The organism is Nocardia sp. NPDC050718, from assembly GCF_040654235.1.
Classification (GTDB): Bacteria; Actinomycetota; Actinomycetes; order Mycobacteriales; family Mycobacteriaceae; genus Nocardia.
This window is the reverse complement of sequence record NZ_JBFAHQ010000013.1, coordinates 41,790-60,329: the sequence shown is the minus strand read 5'-3', so window position 1 is coordinate 60,329 and position 18,540 is coordinate 41,790. Positions and strand designations below refer to the sequence as shown.

Here is an 18,540-nt window from a genome sequence, read left to right as displayed (position 1 = left end):
GGTCCGAGAGCGCCGACTATCGGTGCTCTACCGTGAGGCAGTGGAGTTCTCGCAAGGGTGGGACAGCCTCGCCGTCCTGATCGACGATCGCTGGGTCGAGCGCAGGCCGCGGCGGCCCGACGTCGCCGATCAGCTCCGGCGCGAGACCAGGTTGCTGCCGTGGCTGGCACCACGACTGCCGCTGGCGGTCCCGGTGCCTGCCGTGGTGGGTGAATCGCCGCTGGTCGTGCGGCACGCGCTGGTGCCGGGCGCGGCGATCGAATCACCCACCGCCGAGCACGGTCTCGCGATCGGCGCGTTCCTTCGCGCCCTGCACGGCAGCCCCGCCGACGACGCGATGCGGCACGGGTTGCCCACGGCGGCCGAGACCAGGGACGACCGGGCGGCGACCGTCCGGCGGTTCCGGGCCGAGGTCGTGCCGATGGTTCCGGCCGATCGCCGTGCTCGGGCCCTGGCGATTCTCGACGCCGCACAGGATCTCCCCGCCGACACGGTCGTGCACGGTGACCTGGGACCCGAACACATCCTGGTCACCGGCGACCACGTCACCGGCGACCACGTCACCGGCGACCACGTCACCGGCGACCACGTCACCGGCGTGATCGACTTCGGCGACACCCATCTCGGCGACGCCGCGATCGACCTGGCCTGGCCTCTGTACGGCGCGCCGGCCGCCTTCGCCACCGCCGTCGCCACGGCCTACGGCGTCACCGACGCCCTGCGCCGCCGCGCCCTGATCTGGCACCAGCTCGGACCGTGGCACGAAGTGACCTACGGCGCCGACATCGATGATCCCGAGACCGTGCGCAGCGGACTTGCCGGAGTACTCGACCGACTCGACCTCACCGCTGACTGACTCAGCGCAGCGCACTCAGCGCGGGCTGCCAGTCGTCTCGGCATCATGTGGTCGGCGCGTCGCCGAGGACGTAGCAGCGGATGTCGTTCTCGCCCTGCGTAAGTCACGAACCAGGGTGCCGTCCAGGGGCGGATGCCTTCGCGTTACTCATCGTGGTGTCGGCCCGGATCGGGCAGCTGCGCGCCGCGCCGGTGGCTAGGCCGTGAGTTCGCGTTGGAGCGGCGTGCGGAAGCGGGGGATGGCGCGGATGTCACCGAACCACGTTGTGGTGCGGTCGGTTTCGGCGTCGATGAGCTTCTTCGCGTCGGCGCCGACATCCTCGAGCAGATGGGTGACGACCGCGCCGTCGGGGCGCTGGGCCCAGCCGCCGACGATGCGGCCGTCGGCCCAGATGGTGGGGCCGATATTGCCGTTGCGGTCGAACAGGGCCGGGGCGTGCGGGCCGAGGAACCAGTCGCGGGTCTGCCAGCCCATCGGGGTGGGGTCCAGGGCGGGAAGGAGGGCGGCCCAGGGCTCGGGGGTGGGGTCGGGGGCCAGGTCGTCGGCGAGGACGATGCCGGTGGTGCCGTCGTCGAGGTCGACCTCGACGATATCGAGCTCGGTCAGTGTCTTGCGGACCTCGCCGAGGGTCCAGCCGGTCCACCACTTCAGGTCGGTCACCGGGGCGGGGCCGAACGCGCGGAGCCACTGCCGCACCAGCTCGACCCTGGCCTCGGCCGCGGGGATCGGGGAAAGGTCAGGGGGAAGCCAGGTTTCGGCGGGGGACCAGGTGTACTGGCTGCTGGTCCAGCTGCCGTTGGGGCGGCCGCGCACGATCCGGCCCTCGGCGCCGAGCACCACCAGCACCCAGGTGGTGATGCTGGTCGGCTTCGAATACGACTTGCCCGGCGACGGATCGATCTGGGTGCGCAGGCGGGGGACGTCCTTGCTCAGCTGGGCGCCGGTGGCCGCGCCCCGGGTGAGCAGCGCGGCGTGGGTCTCGGCCTCGACGTCGGACAGCCACGCCTGGACATCGCCCTCGACGACACCGGCCTGCTCGATGTAGCGGCCGTAGGCCTTGCGCTGCTTGATCGCCAGCGCGTCGCAGCACGAGGACTGCAACACCGGGACCAGCTCGGTCGGCGCCACGAACATGGTGCGGCGCATGGCGAGCAGACGCACCAGGGCACGGTCGTCGTAGAGCGCGCGCTCCACGTGGGCCGGGGTGAGGCCGACCCCGCGCGCGCCGACCGACAGATAGACGGTGGCGGGATCGGTGGCGTGCAGCACCACCATCGAGCGCGCGATCTCGGTCGGCTCGGCCGACCGGGTGGACGGCGCGAGCCGATGCCTGGTCGCCAGACGGGCCCGGCGCTGCGCGGTATCGATCGAAGGCATGCGCGGATCGTAGGCGGGCCCACCGACATTCCCGCGTGCGGCGTCGCCCGAACGGCGGGAGTTCTGTCACTTTTGTCCAGAATTCCGGGTCGCCGTTTTCGCCGCCGGGCGCGGGCGGGTGTTGTTATCGTCGCGCTCATGAGCGCAGCGCCACCGGTCGTGACCTCGGCCGAACTCGGCGTCGACGACCAGGAACGCCCGGCCCGCACCCTCACCGGGTTCCCCGCCCGGCTGGTCGGCGTCGTCGCGCTCGCGCTGGCGGTGCTGGCGCTGTGGCAGGTGTTCCGGCCGCTGCCGCAGGGCAGTCAGTACTACCTGGTGGTGTTCCTCGCCATCGCCCTGCCGCTGGTGTTCCTGAGCTACCGCTCCGGCTGGGGCAGGCTCGACCGGGCCGACGCGCCCGCCCCGCTGGACTGGGTGCTGGCCGCGGTGACCCTGTTCGTGTGCCTGTATCCGGTGCTGCCGTTCACGATCGGCGACGGCGGTGGCGGATACGACGCGTTCCTCGATCGGCAGGGCATGCTGGCCCCGGTCGACGTCGTGTTCGGCGCGGTCCTGCTGGTCCTGATCCTGGAAGCCTGCCGCCGCACCACCGGGTGGATCCTGCCGCTGGTCTGCCTGGTGTTCCTGGCCTACGGGTACTACGGCGGCCTGCTGCCGCAGAGCTGGGCCATCGCCCACGCGGGCCTGGACGTCGACCAGATCGTCGACGCGCTGTACAACTCCGGCAGCGGTTTCTACGGCACCCCGCTGGACGTGGCGGCCAGCTACATCGTGCTGTTCACCCTCTACGGCGCCGTGCTCGAATTCTCCGGTGCCGCACGGTTCTTCGTGGATCTGTCGGTCTCGCTGTTCCGGCGCTCGCACAGCGCGGCGGGCCGCACCGCGGTGGTGTCGGGCTTCCTGCTCGGCACCGTCTCCGGGTCGGGCACCGCGACCGCGGTGAGCACCGGCGCGGTCACCTGGCCGATCCTGCGCCGGGCGGGCTACCGGCCCGAACAGGCGGGCGGCATGCTCGCCGCGGCGGGCGTCGGCGCGATCCTGTCGCCGCCGACGCTGGGCGTCGCGGCGTTCATCGTCGCCGAATACCTCGATGTGTCGTATGTGACGGTGCTCGGCTGGGCACTGATCCCGACGCTGCTCTACTACCTCGGCATCCTGCTCTCGGTCGAGATCGACGCCCGCCGCATCCACGCCGAGGGGCGCGCACCGGCCGACCTCGCCGACGGCCCACTGCCGACCCCGTGGTGGAAACTGCTGGGACGCTTCGGCTATCACTTCTCCTCGCTGATCGTCATCGTGGTGTTGCTGCTGGCCGGGATGAGCGCGACGCGCGCGGTGGTCTACGCCATGGTGCTCGCGCTGATCCTGGCCGTGCCCGACCGGATCCTGCGCGCGCGAGCCGAGGCCGCGGCGGAACAGTCGCCGGCGCGAACGTGGTCGGCGCGGGAGGCGGGGCAGTTCGGGCTCGCGGCCCTGCGCACGCTGTCGCTGGGCATGTGCGCGGCGCTGCCCGTGGTCGCGGTGTGCGCGGCGGCGGGCGTGATCACCGCGATGACCACCAAGACCGGCCTCGGCGCGCAGCTGGCGTCGCTGCTGGTGCGGGCCGGTTCGGTGCTCTCCGACGACCCCGCCGTCGTGCTGGCGACCACCGCGGTGCTGGCGGCGATCGCGCTGTCGCTGCTGGGGCTGGCGGTGCCGGTGACGGCGTCGTTCGTGATCGGCTGGGTGATCATCGGACCCGCGCTGCTCGATCTGGACGTCGCCGCGCCCGCGGCCGCGATGTTCGTCTTCTACTTCTCGGTGCTCTCGGAGGTGACGCCGCCGACCGCGCTGGCCGCCGTCGGCGCGGCCGCCGTCACCGGCGCGAAGGCGATGCCGACCATGTGGGCGGCCCTGCGCTACGCGCTGCCCGCGTTCCTGGTGCCGCTGATGTTCGTGCTCACCGACGCCGGTCAGCACCTGCTCGGGCGCGGCGCGCCGACCGACGTGCTGTGGGTGAGCGCGGCCGCCTGTGTCGGTGTCGCGGCGCTCGCGGCGGCCACCGGGGGCTGGTTGTTCGGGATCGGCGCGGTCGGGCCGGTGCCGCGCGGCCTGGCCGCCGCGGCGGGCCTGACATTGCTCTACCCGGACCCGACCGCGACCGTCCTCGGCCTCGCGGTGCTGCTCGTCGCCGTGCTCGCGGGCGTCGTCGACCGGCGGCGACGCCGACCAGCCACGGCCACACCGTGAGTCGTGGATCCACGCAGACGAGAGGGGACCTCATGGTCAGAACAGTTGTCGCCGTGGTCGCGGTGTCCGCCGCGGCCGCGCTGCTCACCGGATGTGGTGGCAGGCAGGACGCCCCGACTACCGACGCGGGCGGCGCCGTCACCTGTGAGGTGACGCAGGACACCAGGATCGGCATCGCGACCGGCAATGCCACCGGCGTCTACTTCGCGCTCGGCAATGCCTACGCGGAGCAGATCTCCGCCGCCACCGACGGCAAGGTCAAGGCCACCGCCGCCGAGACCGGCGCCTCGGTGCAGAACATCCAGCAGGTGGTCGGCGGCACCTACCAGGTCGGCTTCTCGCTGGCCGACTCCGCGGCCGACGCGGTCGCGGGCAAGGGCAGCTTCACCAGCGCTCAGCCGATCCGCGCGCTGGCCCGCCTCTACGACAACTACACCCAGGTCATCGTGCGGTCCGACGCCGGGATCAATTCCCTGGCGGACCTGCGCGGCAAGCGGGTCTCCACCGGTTCGCCGAAGTCGGGCACCGAGGTCATCGCGCAGCGGGTCCTCCAGGCGGCGGGGCTCGATCCGGACAAGGATGTCGCCGCCCAGCGTCTGGATCTCACCAAGACCGTCGACGGGCTGAAGGACGGTTCGATCGACGCGATGTTCTGGTCCGGCGGCCTGCCGACCCCCGGCATCACCGACCTGTTCACCACCGCCAAGGACAAGGTCCGCTTCCTCGACATCACCGGGGTGCTGCCGAAACTGAAGGAGATCAACCCGGTCTACGAGACCGCGCCGATCCCCGCCGCCACCTACGGTCTGACCGCCGATGTGCCGACCATCGTGGTGCCCAACCTGCTCGTCGTCCGCGACGACCTCGACGCGAACCTGGCCTGCGTGCTGACCGAGACCCTGCTCGAGCGCAAACCGCAACTGGTCCAGGCTAATCCGGCTGCCAAGGGCATCGACGCCGCGACCGCGAGCAAGACCGCGCCGGTGCAGCTGCATCGCGGATCGGAGGAGGCGCTGCGCTGAGCGGGCGGCCGCCCGTCGCGTGTCGTGGCACGGTCGGCGGGTCCGGCGCACCGCGACAGCGGACAATCACGGCATGAGGCAGTGGTGCCGGGTGCTCGCGGCAGTGGTGGTGCTGGTCGGTGGGGCGCTCGTGAGTGGGCCGGACGCGCTCGCGCAGCCGGTGTGCGCGCCGGGGGTGAGCGTCGTGCCGGTGGCCATCACTGTCGACGGCGAGCGCGCCACCGGGCGGGTGTACGAGCCGTATCGCTGTGCGCCGGGCGACATCTCGGATGATCAGCTGGTGGTGGCGGTGCACGGACACGGCGGCTCCGCGGCCGACTTCGCGCCGTACATGACCTCGCTGGCGCTGGTCGGCGGCTCGCCGATCCTGCTGATGGACCTGCGCAGCGCCGACGGACCGTGGCGCGCCGGGGAATGGAATCTGTGGGCGGGCTGGCACGACGTGGTCGCCGCGACCCGGTGGTACCGCGACACGCACCCCGCCGTGGCGACCACGGTGCTGTGGGGCTGGAGCCAGGGTGGCATCACCAGCGGCCTCGCCGTCGCGCACGGGCCCGCCGGGATGTTCGACTACTGGGTCGACAACTACGGTCCCGCCGACGATTTCACGATGTGGGCCCAGGGCGCGGCGGTGGATCCCGCGCTGCCACGCCAGATCGAGCGCGACGCGGGCGGCTGCACGCCGATCCGCTGCCCGCTCGCCTACGCCGAGCGATCACCCGCCCTGCTCGCCGACCGCATGAGCATGCGCCGGGCGTTCCTGATCCACGGCACCGCCGACACCGTCATCCCCTTCACCAGCAGCGTGGAACTGCGCGACGCGCTGACCGTGGCGGGCAAGCCGTTCTCGTTCTACACCGTCGTCAGCGGGCGTGACCTGTCCGGTGCCGTCGTGCCCGGCAACCACGACATCGGGCCCGCGTTCTTCGAAGGCGGGTGCGTGGTGCTGCGCCTGCTCGCAGGCACCGAACCGCTCACGCCCGCGGTCGGCGACTACGTCGTCGACGTGGCGGCGGGGGTGGTCACCGCGCCCGCGAGACCCGCGGGCGCGAAATGCGCGGCCTGACCCGCGCCGCGGTCGGCGGTGGAACACCGGCCCCGGCCGGCGCGTTGTCGGGGGAGGTGCCGAACGGATGTCGACCGGAAAGAAGGACATGGTGACCGAACCGACGCAGCGGGCCGACCGCTGGCAGGGCGAAGACCTGGATCTGGACGCCTACCTGGCCCGGATCGGCTACGACGGGCCACGCACACCGACCGTCGACACCCTGCACGCGCTGGTCGCCGCGCACACCACGGCCATGCCGTTCGAGAACCTCGAGATCATCCTCGGGCGCGGCATCCCGCTCGACCTGGCGACCCTCCAGGACAAGATGGTGGCCCGGCGCCGCGGTGGGTACTGCTACGAGAACGTCACCCTCTTCGCCGCCGCCCTGGAACGGCTCGGCTTCGGCGTCACCGGGCTCAGCGGCCGGGTGACGATGGGCTCGCTCGACTCGGGTGCCATCCGGCCGGCCACCCACGCCCTGGTCCGGGTCACCACCGCCGACGACGAGCGGGTGTGGATCTGCGACGTCGGCTTCGGCCACGGGCCGCTCGCCCCGTTCGAGCTGACCGACGCGCACGGTGAATTCGCGCTGGGTGCGTGGCGCTTCCGGCTTGAGCGCCGCACCAGCGTGCTGGGCGCGGACCTGTGGGTGCTGCACCAGTTCGGCCGTGACGGCTGGCAGGACCGCTACGCCTTCACCCTGGAACCGCAGTACCGGATCGATTACGCCGTCGGCAATCATTTCGTGTCGACCTCGCCACGCTCGCCGTTCACCACCCGGCCGTTCGTGCAGCGTTTCCTTCCCGACACCCATCACGTCCTCGACGACCTGACGCTGACCACCGAATACCCCGACGGCACCTCCTCCGCGCGCGAGCTCGACCCCAGCGACCTGCCGAAAGTCCTGACCGAGGTGTTCGACATCGACCTCGACGACACCGACGCCGCGGTCCTGGCGACCGCGCCCTGGCGCATCGACTGACTCCTCACATCGACGACCCCGCGCACGGCTCGGCGGTTTGCTTCCACGGTGTCGCTACGGCAAATTGATGGTTACTTGCCGGGAAACACACCCCTGCGCTGTGGTGTGGGGACGAATCTGTGGGGTCGTTGGTGCCGAAGGTGCAATCCGCGTTGCCGGTTCAGCCGGAGGCGACAGCTCAACCCGGACCGCTCGGCGGTTCGGCGGTCCGGCGTCAAGATCTGGACGGACTGCGCGGGGTCGCGATCGCGCTGGTCGTGGCGTTCCACGTGTGGGCGGGCCGGGTGTCCGGCGGCGTCGACGTGTTCCTGGTGCTGTCGGGATTCTTCTTCACCGGAGCGGTGGTCCGCGGTGTCGAACGGCGCGGCGGGGTGGCCGCGGGCGCGACCGCGCGCCGGACCGCCCGCAGGCTGATGCCCTCGCTGGTCGTCGTCCTGGCGGCGATCGCCGTCGCCACCGTGGCCCTGCGGCCCTACACCCAGCTGGGCGAGACCGCGGCACAGACGCTGGCCTCGATGTTCTACGCGCAGAACTGGTATCTGGCCACCGCCGAACTCGACTACCTCGCGCCCGACCCCTCGGTCAGCCCGCTACAGCATCTGTGGTCGATGTCCGTGCAGGGCCAGTTCTACGTGGTGATCCTGGCGGTCCTGGCCGGGTGGGCGTGGCTGCGCCGCCGGGGCGGGGCGGGCCGCCCGACCCTGCTGATCGCGCTGACCGGACTCGGCCTGCTCTCGTTCTGGTACGCGGCGTTCGGCACCGCGCAGCATCAGGCGTGGACCTACTACGACAGCGTCGCGCGCGGCTGGGAACTGCTGGCGGGCGCCGCGCTCGCCGTCGCCGCGTCGTACCTGCGGGTGCCGCGCGCGCTGCGCGGAGTCGCGGCCGCGGCGGGTCTGCTGATGGTGCTGTCGTGCGGCCCGATGTTCGACGGGGCCAACCAGTTTCCCGGCGTCGCGGCGCTGTGGCCGGTGGCCGCGGCCTGCCTGGTGATCGCCTCCGGCTTCGGTGCCGCGACGGTGACGGCCTGGCCGAACCGCCTGCTGGCCGGGCGGGTCTGCACCGAACTCGGGGCGCTGGCCTATCCGCTGTACCTGTGGCACTGGCCGATCCTGATCTTCTACCTGGCCGAGACCGGCCGCGCGCACGCCGGACTCGTCGACGGGCTGGTGGTGATCGGCGTCTCGCTGGTGCTGGCCTACCTGACGACCCGGCTGATCGAGACACCGCTGCGGCTGCCCCCGAGCGGGCAGGCGATCGCGGCGGGCGGGCACCGGGTGACCGGTCCGCTGGTCACCGCGCTCGCCGTCGCGGTGCTGATCTCGGCGGCCGGCTGGCAGGTGGTGCTGCGGGCCAATCCGGCGGTGCCGCCGCAGGCGCTGGACATCGTGCGGTACCCGGGGGCGGCGGCCCTGCTCTCCGGCGCGGAGTACTCGCCGGAACCGATGCGCCCCACCGTCTTCGAAGGCCAGGCCGACACGCCGCCGCCGACGACCGATGGCTGCATCACCCCCAACCGGGAGGTCCGCACCTGCGTCTACGGCGATCCCGACGCGGCCCGCTCGATCGCGGTCGTCGGCGGATCGCATTCCGAGCACTGGATTCCCGCGCTGGAACTGCTCGGCGCCGAACACGGCATCCGGGTCATCTCCTACCTCAAGGAGGGCTGTCCGGTCACCCTCGCCGACCAGCCCTCCTATGCCGAATGGCCGTTCCCCGAGTGTCACGAGTGGTCGCAGGAGGTGCTCGACCGGCTCGCCGCCGAGCCGCCGGACTGGGTGCTCACGCTCTCGACCCGCTACCGCAAGGACGGACTCGGCGACGAGGTACCCGGCGAATACCTCGAGGTGTGGTCGGCGCTGCAGGAGCGCGGGCTGAATGTGCTTGCGCTGCGCGACACTCCGCGCCTGCGCCGCGACGGGGTGCTCTACCGCGCCACCGACTGCCTGGCCCACCGCGGCGATCCGGACAGCTGCGGCCTCGATCGCGCCGCCGCCCTCGCCGCCCGCGACCCGGCCGAGGAACCGGCGGCCGGTTATCCGAACGTCTACCTGCTCGACCTCTCCGATGCCGTCTGCCGGCCGCAGCGCTGCCGGGTGGTGGAGGGCAATGTGCTGATCTACCGCGACGAACACCACCTCACCGCCAGCTACGCGCGCTCGCTCGCCCCCGAACTCGGCCGGCAGATCGGCGCGATCACCGGCTGGTGGTAGCGCGAGCGACCTACGGCCGCCGCGAGTCCGGCTACCCTCGGTCGCGTGCGCCTCTCCCGCAAGACACCGGTCCTGCTCCTCGCGCTCGCCCTGCTGCCCGTCGCGTGCTCGTCCGGACCGGATCAGCCGCAGACCGTGGCCGAGTCCTTCGCCGCGGCGCTGAGCAGCGGTGACGCGGCTGCCGCCGCGGCGCTCACCGACGCGCCCGACCAGGCCCGCGCGACGCTGACCACCCTGTTCGACAACCTCGGCAAGAACGACACCGTCCGCGTCACGGCCACCGACGACACCACCTTCACGCTCGAATCCACCTGGAAATTCGGCCCCGAGGGCCGCAACGAGTGGACCTACACCAGCAAGGGCGCCGCGGCCGACGCCGACGGCTGGAAGATCACCTGGAACCCCGCCACGGTCGCGCCCGGCCTCGAACTCGGCCCGCTCGGCTACAGCCCGGTCTACCCGAAACCCGCGCGGGTGCTCGACGCCTCCGGCGGTGACCTGATGACCCAGCAGGTGGTGACGCTGGTGAACGTCGCCGCCGACGCCGATCTGCCCGCCGTCGCCGCGCTGCTCGCGCCGCAGGGCGTCACCGAGGCCACGCTGCGGGCGGATCTGGCCGCAGCGCAAGGCAAACCGGTGGTCGCGGTCGCGCTGCGGGACGCCGACATCGCCCCGGTGCAGCAGGCGCTGACGGGCGTGCGCGGAGTGACGCTCGCGCCGCAGACCCGCCTGCTCACCGTCGACAAGAGCCTGGCCGGACCCACCACCGCCGGCCTGGCCGACCTGTGGCAGCAGCAGGCCGACAGCGCGGCGGGCTGGGCGATCCGCGCGCAGACCGCCGAGGGCACCCAGCGCATCGCCGGACCCGACGCGACCCCGACCGCCGACATCGCGACCACCGTCGACATCGACCTGCAGAACGCCGCCGAGGCCGCGCTGACCCCGCTCGCGCAGCCCGCCGCGATCGTCGCGCTGCGCCCGTCGACGGGGGAGGTGCTCGCCGTCGCGCAGAACGCGCCAGCCGACGCGCAGGGCCCGATCGCGCTCACCGGCCTCTACCCGCCGGGCTCGACCTTCAAGACCGTCACCGTCTCGGCCGCGCTGCAGGCCGGCGGGGTCTCCGTCGACACGGTGCTGCCCTGCCCGGGCCGCGCGACCATCGAGGGCCGCACGATTCCCAACGACAACGGCTTCGATCTCGGGCAGGTGCCGCTGCACACCGCCTTCGCGCGGTCCTGCAACACCACGATGGCCGAGCTGGGGGTGCGCTTGCCCGCCGACGGGCTCACCGCGGCGGCCGCGCAACTGGGTCTCGGGGTGGATTATGTGACACCCGGGTTGACGACTGTCACGGGGAAGGTTCCGCCCGCGCAGAATCCCGCCCAGCAGGTCGAGTCGAGCATCGGGCAGGGCAGCGTCACCGCCTCGCCGTTCGGGATGGCGCTCGTCGCCGCCTCGCTGGCACACGGTTCCGCGCCGGCGCCCGCCATCGTGCGCGGGCGTCCCGGTACGGCCGACCGGGCCGCCGCGCCGGTGCCCGCGACGGTGACGTCGCAGATAGAGACCATGATGGGCGAGACGGTGACCGCCGGAACCGCGACCGCGCTGCGCGATATCCCGGGCCTGCTCGGCAAGACCGGCACCGCCGAATACCTCGACGACAAGCACGCGCACGGCTGGTTCGTCGGCATCGACGGCGACCTCGCGTTCGCCGTCTTCGTCGCCGACGCCGGCAGTTCGGGCCCCGCGGTCGAGGCCGCCGGACGGATGTTACGAGCCAAACGATGATCTATGTCACGCTCTGTGGGCGAGCAATACCCACGCTGCCGCACGCGGTCCGCACCGGGCCAGCTACACTCGTCGGCGGGCCATATCCATGGTCAATACGCGGGATGTCACAATTTCGAGAAGGTTCGGAGTAGGCGCCATCGATACCGGTCAGAAGATCGCGGAGCATTACCGCCTGGTCGAGCGTATTGGTAGCGGCGGCACAGGCGTTGTATGGCGCGCTGTCGACGAACGCCTCCAACGCTCCGTGGCTGTGAAGCAGATCCACATCAAGCCCAGCCTGCCCGAGGGCGAGCGGGATGTCCTGCGCCAGCGCGCGATTCGGGAAGCCCGCAACGCGGCACGCTTCCAGCATCCCAACGCCATCGTGGTCTTCGACATCACCGAGCACAACGGTGACCCGTGCCTGGTGATGGAGTACCTCAAGTCGGTCAGCCTGGCCGCCGAACTGGGGCAGAAGGGTCCGCTGCCGCTGACCGAGGTCGCCCGCATCGGCGAACAGGTCGCGTCCTCGCTGATCGCCGCCCACCAGGCCGGCCTGGTGCACCGCGACGTGAAACCGGGCAACATCCTGCTCGGCGAGCACGGTGAGGTGAAGATCACCGACTTCGGCATCTCCCGCGCCGCCGGTGACGTCACCCTCACCGAGACCGGCCTGATCTGCGGTACGGCCGCCTATCTGGCGCCCGAGGTCGCGCGCGGCTCCGATCCCACCCCGGCCGCCGACGTGTTCGCGCTCGGCGCCACGCTGTTCCACGCGCTCGAGGGCGAGCCGCCCTACGGCGCCAACGCCAACCCGCTGGCGGTGCTCTACGCCGCCGCCAACGGCCAGGTGCGCGAGCCGCGCAACGCGGGCCCGGCGACCGACTTCCTGCTCGACCTGCTCAGCCCGGACCCGCTGGACCGGCCGACGATGACCGAGGCCCGCGACGCGCTGGCCGCGTTCGCCGACGCCGACGCGGTGCCCGCCGGCTTCGTGCCCGCCAGCGAGGCCTACGGCCGCCGCAACTCCGCGGCCGCGACCCAGGTCATCCGGCAGTCCGGCAACCGGACCTCGCACGCGGGCGCGTCGACGGCGACCACCCGTCAGATCCGGTCCAACCCGCGTCCGCCGGTGCGCCACGACACGGCCGCGCATCCGCCGACCGCGGCCCAGCCCGCGCCGCTGCCGCGCAAGCAGGCGGGCAAGGGTCGGGCGGTGCTGATCGGTTCCGGTGTCGGCGCCGTCGTCGCCGCGATCGCCGTCGCGGTCAGCGCCATGAGCAGCTCGGACTCGGATTCCCCGCAGGTGCAGGCGAATCCGTCGACCTCGGTGCAGTCCTCGGCCGGTCCGGCGTCGAGCAGCGCGCCCTCGGTCGCGCTCGGGCAGACCGCCAATGTCGGCACCGTCGACATCGGCTCGGCCGGCCTGCTGGTCGAGGACTTCTTCAGCAACCCGGCCGGTTCCTGGTCGCTGCTGACCCCGGCCGCGCAGAAGGTCTACGGCAGCGAGGCCGCGTTCCGGCAGTACTGGAACGACCGCACCGTCGACACCTTCGCCAGCATCACCGCGGTCAAGGGCAACAACGCCGACGGCTCGACCGACATGCGCCTGGCCAGCATCACCATCAACGGCCAGACCAAGGCCATGGTGATGCGCGTGGTCAACGCCGGCGGCAGCCTACGCATCGACGGCGACACCCGCTGAGGACGGTCGTCCGGCGGTCGGGCCCACGTCGGGCGCGGCTGCCGGTCGCCCGCACCGCGGCGCCCTCCTGAGCGACCGGCGTGGTCCGGCTCGGCCGGGTGCACGCTCGCGGACGGGTCGATCCGGTACCGTCTCGGTAGCTGATGGATTGCTCTTCCGATTCGGGCCGGGCCCTGAATTCGTAGTGGCCTCGTGCACCGACTTCCTCGACGGAGGTGTGGGTCATGGCGACGACAGTGATCACCGGGGCGACGGTGTGGGACGGTCTGTCCGAGTCCGCCGTGGCGGGCACGATCGTGGTGAGTGGTGACCGGATCGTCTCCTGCGGTCCCGCGGTCGACCTGCCGGACGGGGCGGAGGTCGTCGACCTGTCCGGTCACACGGTGACACCCGGATTCATGGACTGCCACACGCACGTCACGATCAACCCGGACATCGGTCCGTCGGCGTTGATGCGGGGCAGCGCGCAGAAGGCGCTGGGCGCGCTGTCGGTTCTGAAAGAGTTGCTGGGCAACGGTTTCACCACGATTCGTGATCTGTGCGGGACCGATGTGGATCCGACGACGCTGTACCTGCGCGACGCGGTCGCCGCGGGCCTGATCGAGGGACCGCGGATGCTGGTCGCGCCGCATCTGATCTCCGCGCGCGGCGGACACGGTGATTTCAGCGGGGCGATGGCCGGGGAGTTCCAGTGTGATCACCGGGCGCTCGAGCTCGCCGCCGCGGACGGGCCCGACGAGATCCGCACCCGGGTACGCCAGCAGATCCGCTACGGCGCGGACTGGATCAAGTTCGCCGCGTCGGGCGGGTTCAGCACCCCGTCCGACGATCCGGCCCTGCCGACCTACAGCCAGGAGGAGATGAACACCCTCGTCGCCACCGCGAAGGACCTGGGCGTGCCGGTCACCCCGCACTGTGTCTGTGACGACGGGGTCAAGCGGGCGGTGCGCGCCGGTGTGCGCAGCATCGAGCACGGCAACCTGGCCTCCGCCGAGGCATTGACGATGATGCAGGACCACGGCGTGTTCCTGGTCCCGACGCAGTACACGATGCTCGACGACGCCCGCCGCGTCGACGACGACGCGTACTGGAAGGGCCAGCCGGTGTACAAGCGCCGCAAGTATCAGCGGTACGCGAAGGATTTGCTCGACTCGGCCGAACTGGTCGCCGACAGCGCGATCAAACTGGCGTTCGGCACCGACGCGGGCATGTTCCCGCACCGCGACAACTGGCGGGAATTCCCGATGCTGGTCGCCAACGGCATCAGCGCCCACCGCGCCCTCACGTCCGCGACCAGTGTCGCCGCCGAACTCCTCGGGCTCGACGACCTGGGGACGATCGCGCCCGGCAAGATCGCCGACCTAATCGCGATGCCCGGTGACCCGTTCACCGACATCGCCGTCACCGGGCAGGTCGATTTCGTGATGAAGGAGGGCGTGATCCACCAGCGTCCGCCGTCCCCGGCGGGATCTGCCGGATAACCGGTGGCGGGTGACCGATAGGCTGGTAGCTGACCTGAGCCCAGCACAGACAGGACTGCACCCCGATATGACTCCCCGCATCGAGCTCGCCCGCGTCGATCTGCGCGGTCGTACTCCTTCCGCTGCCGAGCTGCGCACCGCGCTGCCGCGCGGAGGAGTCGACGTGGACTCGGTGCTGCATCATGTGCGGCCGGTCGTCGAGGACATCCGCGACCGGGGTGCCGAGGCCGCGCTGGACTACAGCGAGAAGTTCGACGGTGTGCGCCCGAGCGTGGTGCGCGTGCCCGTCGCGGAGCTGGCGAAGGCGCTCGACGAGCTGGACCCCGCCGTGCGCACCGCGCTCGAGGTCGCGATCGAGCGGACCAGGAAGGTGCACGCCGATCAGCGCCGCACCGACACCGTCACCGAGGTGGTGCCGGGCGGCACCGTCACCGAGAAGTGGGTGCCGGTCGAGCGGGTGGGCCTCTACGTGCCCGGCGGCAATGCCGTCTACCCGTCCTCGGTCGTGATGAACGTCGTCCCGGCCCAGGCCGCGGGCGTGGAGTCGCTGGTGGTGGCCTCGCCGCCGCAGGCCCAGTTCGGCGGTCTGCCGCACCCGACGATCCTGGCCGCCGCCGCGCTGCTCGGGGTCGACGAGGTGTGGGCGGTCGGCGGCGCGCAGGCCGTGGCGCTGCTGTCCTACGGCGGCACCGACACCGACGGCGCCGCGCTGACGCCGGTCGACCTGATCACCGGTCCCGGCAACATCTACGTCACCGCGGCCAAGCGGCTGTGCCGTGGCCTGGTCGGCATCGACGCCGAGGCGGGCCCCACCGAGATCGCGGTCCTGGCCGACGCCACCGCCGACCCGGTGCACGTGGCCGCCGACCTGATCAGCCAGGCCGAGCACGACGTGCTCGCCGCCAGTGTGCTGGTCACCGACTCGGTGGCCCTCGCCGACGCGGTCGACGTCGCGCTCAACGCCCAGCTCGCCGTCGTCAAGCACGACGCCCGGGTGCGGGAAGCGCTGAGCGGCAAGCAGTCCGGGACCGTCCTCGTCGACGACATCGCCCAGGGCCTGCGCGTCGTCGACGCCTACGCGGCCGAGCACCTCGAGATCCAGACCGTCGACGCCGCCGCCGTCGCCGCGCGGGTGCGCAGCGCGGGCGCGATCTTCGTCGGCCCGTGGGCGCCGGTCAGCCTGGGCGACTACTGCGCCGGGTCCAACCACGTGCTGCCCACCGCGGGCTGCGCGCGGCACTCCTCGGGCCTGAGCGTGCAGACCTTCCTGCGCGGCATCCACATCGTGGAGTACACCGAGGCCGCGCTGAAGGATGTCGCGGGACACGTCGTCGCACTGGCGAACGCGGAAGATCTGCCCGCGCACGGGCAGGCCGTGCAGGCGCGTTTCGAGGCGCTCTCGTGAGTACTCCCACCGTGCCCGGCGCCTCGGCGACCCTGGACCAGCTGCCGCTGCGCGACAACCTGCGCGGCAAATCCCCGTACGGCGCACCGCAATTGACCGTCCCGGTGCAGCTCAACACCAACGAGAACCCGCACCCGCCGAGCACGGCGCTGATCGACGACGTCGCCGAATCGGTGCGCGCGGCCGCCGCCGATCTGCACCGGTACCCGGACCGCGACGCCGTCGCCCTGCGCGCCGACCTCGCCGCGTACCTGACCCGGCAGACCGGCGTCCCCGTCGACGCCGCGAACGTGTGGGCGGCCAACGGTTCCAACGAGATCCTGCAGCAGCTGCTGCAGGCCTTCGGCGGACCCGGCCGCAGCGCGCTGGGTTTCGTGCCCTCCTACTCGATGCACCCGATCATCTCCGAGGGCATCGACACCGAGTGGATCGAGGCCAAGCGCAGCGGCGACTTCTCCCTCGACATCGACTACGCCGTCGCGCAGATCACCGAGCGCCGCCCCGACGTGGTGTTCGTGACCAGCCCGAACAACCCGACCGGGCACAGCATCCCGATCGACGAGCTCGAGCGGATCCTCGACGCGGCGCCCGGCATCGTCGTCGTGGACGAGGCGTACGGCGAGTTCTCGGCCGCGCCGAGCGCGATCACGCTGATCGACCGGTTCCCGACCAAGCTCGTGGTCACCCGCACCATGAGCAAGGCCTTCGCCTTCGCGGGCGGTCGCCTCGGCTACCTGGCCGCCTCGCCCGCCGTGATCGACGCGATCCTGCTGGTGCGGCTGCCGTACCACCTGTCGGTGGTCACCCAGGCGGCCGCGCGGGCGGCGCTACGGCATGCCGACGAAACCCTCGGCAGCGTCGCGGAACTGGCCGCCCAGCGCGACCGGGTCGCCGCCGCGCTGACCGCGCAGGGCTTCGAGGTGATCCCCAGCGACGCCAACTTCATCCTGTTCGGCCGGTTCACCGACGCCGCGCGCGCCTGGCAGCACTACCTCGACGCCGGGGTACTCATCCGCGATGTCGGCATCCCCGGCTATCTGCGCGCCACCGTCGGCCTCGCCGCGGAGAACGACGAGTTCCTGCGGGTGAGCGCCGGCATCGCGGCCACCGACCTGACCCACTGACGAATCCCCCTGTGGAGGAACACATCATGAGCAGAACCGCACGGGTGGAACGGGTCACCAAGGAATCGTCGATCCTGGTGGAACTGAACCTCGACGGCACCGGGCAGACCGAGATCTCCACCGGCGTCCCGTTCTACGACCACATGCTGACCGCGCTGGGCCAGCACGGCGGGTTCGACCTGGTCGTGCGGGCCGAGGGCGATATCGAGATCGAGGCGCACCACACGGTCGAGGACACCGCGATCGTGTTCGGCCAGGCGCTGGGCAAGGCGCTGGGCGACAAGAAGGGCATCCGCCGCTTCGGTGACGCCTTCATCCCGATGGACGAGACCCTCGCGCACGCCGCCGTCGACGTGTCCGGGCGGCCCTACTGCGTGTTCACCGGCGAACCGGAACACCTGGTGCACACCATCATTCCCAGCGCGGGACCCGGCGCGTCGTACTCGACGGTGCTCAACAAGCACGTCTTCGAGTCGATCGCGCAGAACGCGCGGATCGCGCTGCACGTGCGCGTGCTCTACGGCCGCGACCAGCACCACATCACCGAGGCCGAGTTCAAGGCGGTCGCCAGGGCGCTGCGGGCCGCGGTCGAGATCGACCCGCGGGTGAGCGGCGTCCCGTCCACGAAAGGCGTGCTGTGAGTTCGAAGGTCGTCCTGCTCGATTACGGCTCCGGCAACCTGCACTCGGCCGAGCGCGCGCTGGTGCGCGCAGGTGCGCAGGTGGAGGTGACCGCCGACCCGCAGGCCGCGCTGGCCGCCGACGGGCTGGTCGTTCCCGGTGTCGGCGCGTACGCGGCGTGCATGGCCGGGCTGCGCGCGGTGCGCGGTGAACGCATCATCGGCCAGCGGCTGGCCGGTGGGCGTCCGGTGCTCGGCATCTGCGTCGGCATGCAGATACTGTTCGATCGCGGGGTCGAGTTCGGTGTGGAGACCGAGGGCTGTGGCGAGTGGCCCGGCACGGTGGCCCGCCTCGACGCGCCGGTCCTGCCGCACATGGGCTGGAACACGGTGAAGGCGCCCGCCGACAGCACCCTGTTCGCCGGTCTCGACGCCGACACCCGCTTCTACTTCGTGCACTCCTACGCCGCGCAGCAGTGGGAACTGCCGGAGAACGAGCACATCGCGCCCCCGAAGCTCACCTGGGCCGATCATGGTGTCCCGTTCCTCGCCGCGGTCGAGAACGGTGCCCTCTCGGCCACCCAGTTCCACCCGGAGAAGTCCGGCGACGCGGGCGCCCAGCTGCTGCGCAACTGGCTCGGATCGCTGTAGCCGGAGGCCGTCGGGCGACCGGATCCTGACCATACACGCCGAGGCTGATGTGTAT

General features: G+C 71.7%; 14 protein-coding genes. 13 read left to right on the top strand and 1 reads right to left on the bottom strand.

The window, feature by feature from the left end; translation table 11 throughout:
- Nucleotides 1-40 precede the first annotated feature (40 nt).
- The gene (locus tag AB0H54_RS32915; protein WP_357350857.1) at nt 41-856 is read left to right on the top strand and encodes a phosphotransferase; all 816 of its coding nucleotides are present in this window, start codon (nt 41-43) and stop codon (nt 854-856) included.
- A 195-nt stretch (nt 857-1,051) separates the two neighbouring features.
- On the opposite strand, the gene AB0H54_RS32910 is transcribed toward AB0H54_RS32915, so the two are convergent.
- Nucleotides 1,052-2,233, bottom strand: a complete 1,182-nt coding sequence (locus AB0H54_RS32910; RefSeq protein ID WP_357350855.1) for a winged helix DNA-binding domain-containing protein — start codon at nt 2,231-2,233, stop codon at nt 1,052-1,054.
- Between the two features lie 138 nt (nt 2,234-2,371).
- Between AB0H54_RS32910 and AB0H54_RS32905 the strand changes: the two genes are divergently transcribed.
- From AB0H54_RS32905 to hisH, 12 genes are all read left to right on the top strand, one after another.
- Nucleotides 2,372-4,465, top strand: coding sequence for a TRAP transporter fused permease subunit (locus AB0H54_RS32905; RefSeq protein WP_357350853.1), 2,094 nt, complete (start codon nt 2,372-2,374; stop codon nt 4,463-4,465).
- Between the two features lie 32 nt (nt 4,466-4,497).
- A complete protein-coding gene (locus tag AB0H54_RS32900; RefSeq protein ID WP_357350851.1) occupies nt 4,498-5,487 on the top strand; it encodes a TAXI family TRAP transporter solute-binding subunit in 990 nt (329 codons plus the stop codon).
- 73 nt (nt 5,488-5,560) lie between these two features.
- Nucleotides 5,561-6,553 carry a prolyl oligopeptidase family serine peptidase gene (locus tag AB0H54_RS32895; protein WP_357350850.1) on the top strand — a complete coding sequence of 331 codons (993 nt, stop codon included), beginning with the start codon at nt 5,561-5,563 and terminating at the stop codon, nt 6,551-6,553.
- Nucleotides 6,554-6,620: 67 nt separating this feature from the next.
- The gene (locus AB0H54_RS32890; RefSeq protein WP_357350849.1) at nt 6,621-7,517 is read left to right on the top strand and encodes an arylamine N-acetyltransferase; all 897 of its coding nucleotides are present in this window, start codon (nt 6,621-6,623) and stop codon (nt 7,515-7,517) included.
- A gap of 152 nt (nt 7,518-7,669) precedes the next feature.
- Complete coding sequence (locus tag AB0H54_RS32885) at nt 7,670-9,730, top strand: acyltransferase family protein (protein ID WP_357350847.1); 2,061 nt, start codon at nt 7,670-7,672, stop codon at nt 9,728-9,730.
- A 45-nt stretch (nt 9,731-9,775) separates the two neighbouring features.
- The gene (locus AB0H54_RS32880) at nt 9,776-11,518 is read left to right on the top strand and encodes a penicillin-binding transpeptidase domain-containing protein (RefSeq protein ID WP_357350845.1); all 1,743 of its coding nucleotides are present in this window, start codon (nt 9,776-9,778) and stop codon (nt 11,516-11,518) included.
- A gap of 88 nt (nt 11,519-11,606) precedes the next feature.
- Nucleotides 11,607-13,205, top strand: coding sequence for a serine/threonine-protein kinase (locus AB0H54_RS32875; protein ID WP_355283221.1), 1,599 nt, complete (start codon nt 11,607-11,609; stop codon nt 13,203-13,205).
- A 224-nt stretch (nt 13,206-13,429) separates the two neighbouring features.
- Nucleotides 13,430-14,686 (top strand): amidohydrolase family protein, encoded by a 1,257-nt coding sequence (locus AB0H54_RS32870; RefSeq protein ID WP_357350843.1) that lies wholly within the window; start codon nt 13,430-13,432, stop codon nt 14,684-14,686.
- A gap of 67 nt (nt 14,687-14,753) precedes the next feature.
- Nucleotides 14,754-16,091 carry a histidinol dehydrogenase gene (gene hisD, locus AB0H54_RS32865; RefSeq protein WP_357350840.1) on the top strand — a complete coding sequence of 446 codons (1,338 nt, stop codon included), beginning with the start codon at nt 14,754-14,756 and terminating at the stop codon, nt 16,089-16,091.
- Complete coding sequence (locus AB0H54_RS32860) at nt 16,088-17,215, top strand: histidinol-phosphate transaminase (protein ID WP_357350838.1); 1,128 nt, start codon at nt 16,088-16,090, stop codon at nt 17,213-17,215. Before hisD ends, AB0H54_RS32860 begins: the two co-directional genes overlap by 4 nt.
- 26 nt (nt 17,216-17,241) lie before the next feature.
- Nucleotides 17,242-17,856: an imidazoleglycerol-phosphate dehydratase HisB gene (gene hisB, locus AB0H54_RS32855; RefSeq protein WP_030203827.1), complete on the top strand. Its 615-nt coding sequence runs from the start codon at nt 17,242-17,244 to the stop codon at nt 17,854-17,856.
- The gene (gene hisH, locus AB0H54_RS32850) at nt 17,853-18,485 is read left to right on the top strand and encodes an imidazole glycerol phosphate synthase subunit HisH (protein ID WP_357350836.1); all 633 of its coding nucleotides are present in this window, start codon (nt 17,853-17,855) and stop codon (nt 18,483-18,485) included. Before hisB ends, hisH begins: the two co-directional genes overlap by 4 nt.
- The last annotated feature ends 55 nt before the right edge of the window (nt 18,486-18,540 follow it).

Coding starts and splice junctions, on each gene's coding strand:
- hisB (WP_030203827.1), top strand. CDS start 17,242: ATGAGCAGAACCGCACGGGTGGAACGGGTCACCAAGGAATCGTCGATC.
- AB0H54_RS32905 (WP_357350853.1), top strand. CDS start 2,372: ATGAGCGCAGCGCCACCGGTCGTGACCTCGGCCGAACTCGGCGTCGAC.
- hisD (WP_357350840.1), top strand. CDS start 14,754: ATGACTCCCCGCATCGAGCTCGCCCGCGTCGATCTGCGCGGTCGTACT.
- AB0H54_RS32890 (WP_357350849.1), top strand. CDS start 6,621: ATGTCGACCGGAAAGAAGGACATGGTGACCGAACCGACGCAGCGGGCC.
- AB0H54_RS32910 (WP_357350855.1), bottom strand. CDS start 2,233: ATGCCTTCGATCGATACCGCGCAGCGCCGGGCCCGTCTGGCGACCAGG.
- AB0H54_RS32870 (WP_357350843.1), top strand. CDS start 13,430: ATGGCGACGACAGTGATCACCGGGGCGACGGTGTGGGACGGTCTGTCC.
- AB0H54_RS32875 (WP_355283221.1), top strand. CDS start 11,607: ATGGTCAATACGCGGGATGTCACAATTTCGAGAAGGTTCGGAGTAGGC.
- AB0H54_RS32900 (WP_357350851.1), top strand. CDS start 4,498: ATGGTCAGAACAGTTGTCGCCGTGGTCGCGGTGTCCGCCGCGGCCGCG.
- AB0H54_RS32895 (WP_357350850.1), top strand. CDS start 5,561: ATGAGGCAGTGGTGCCGGGTGCTCGCGGCAGTGGTGGTGCTGGTCGGT.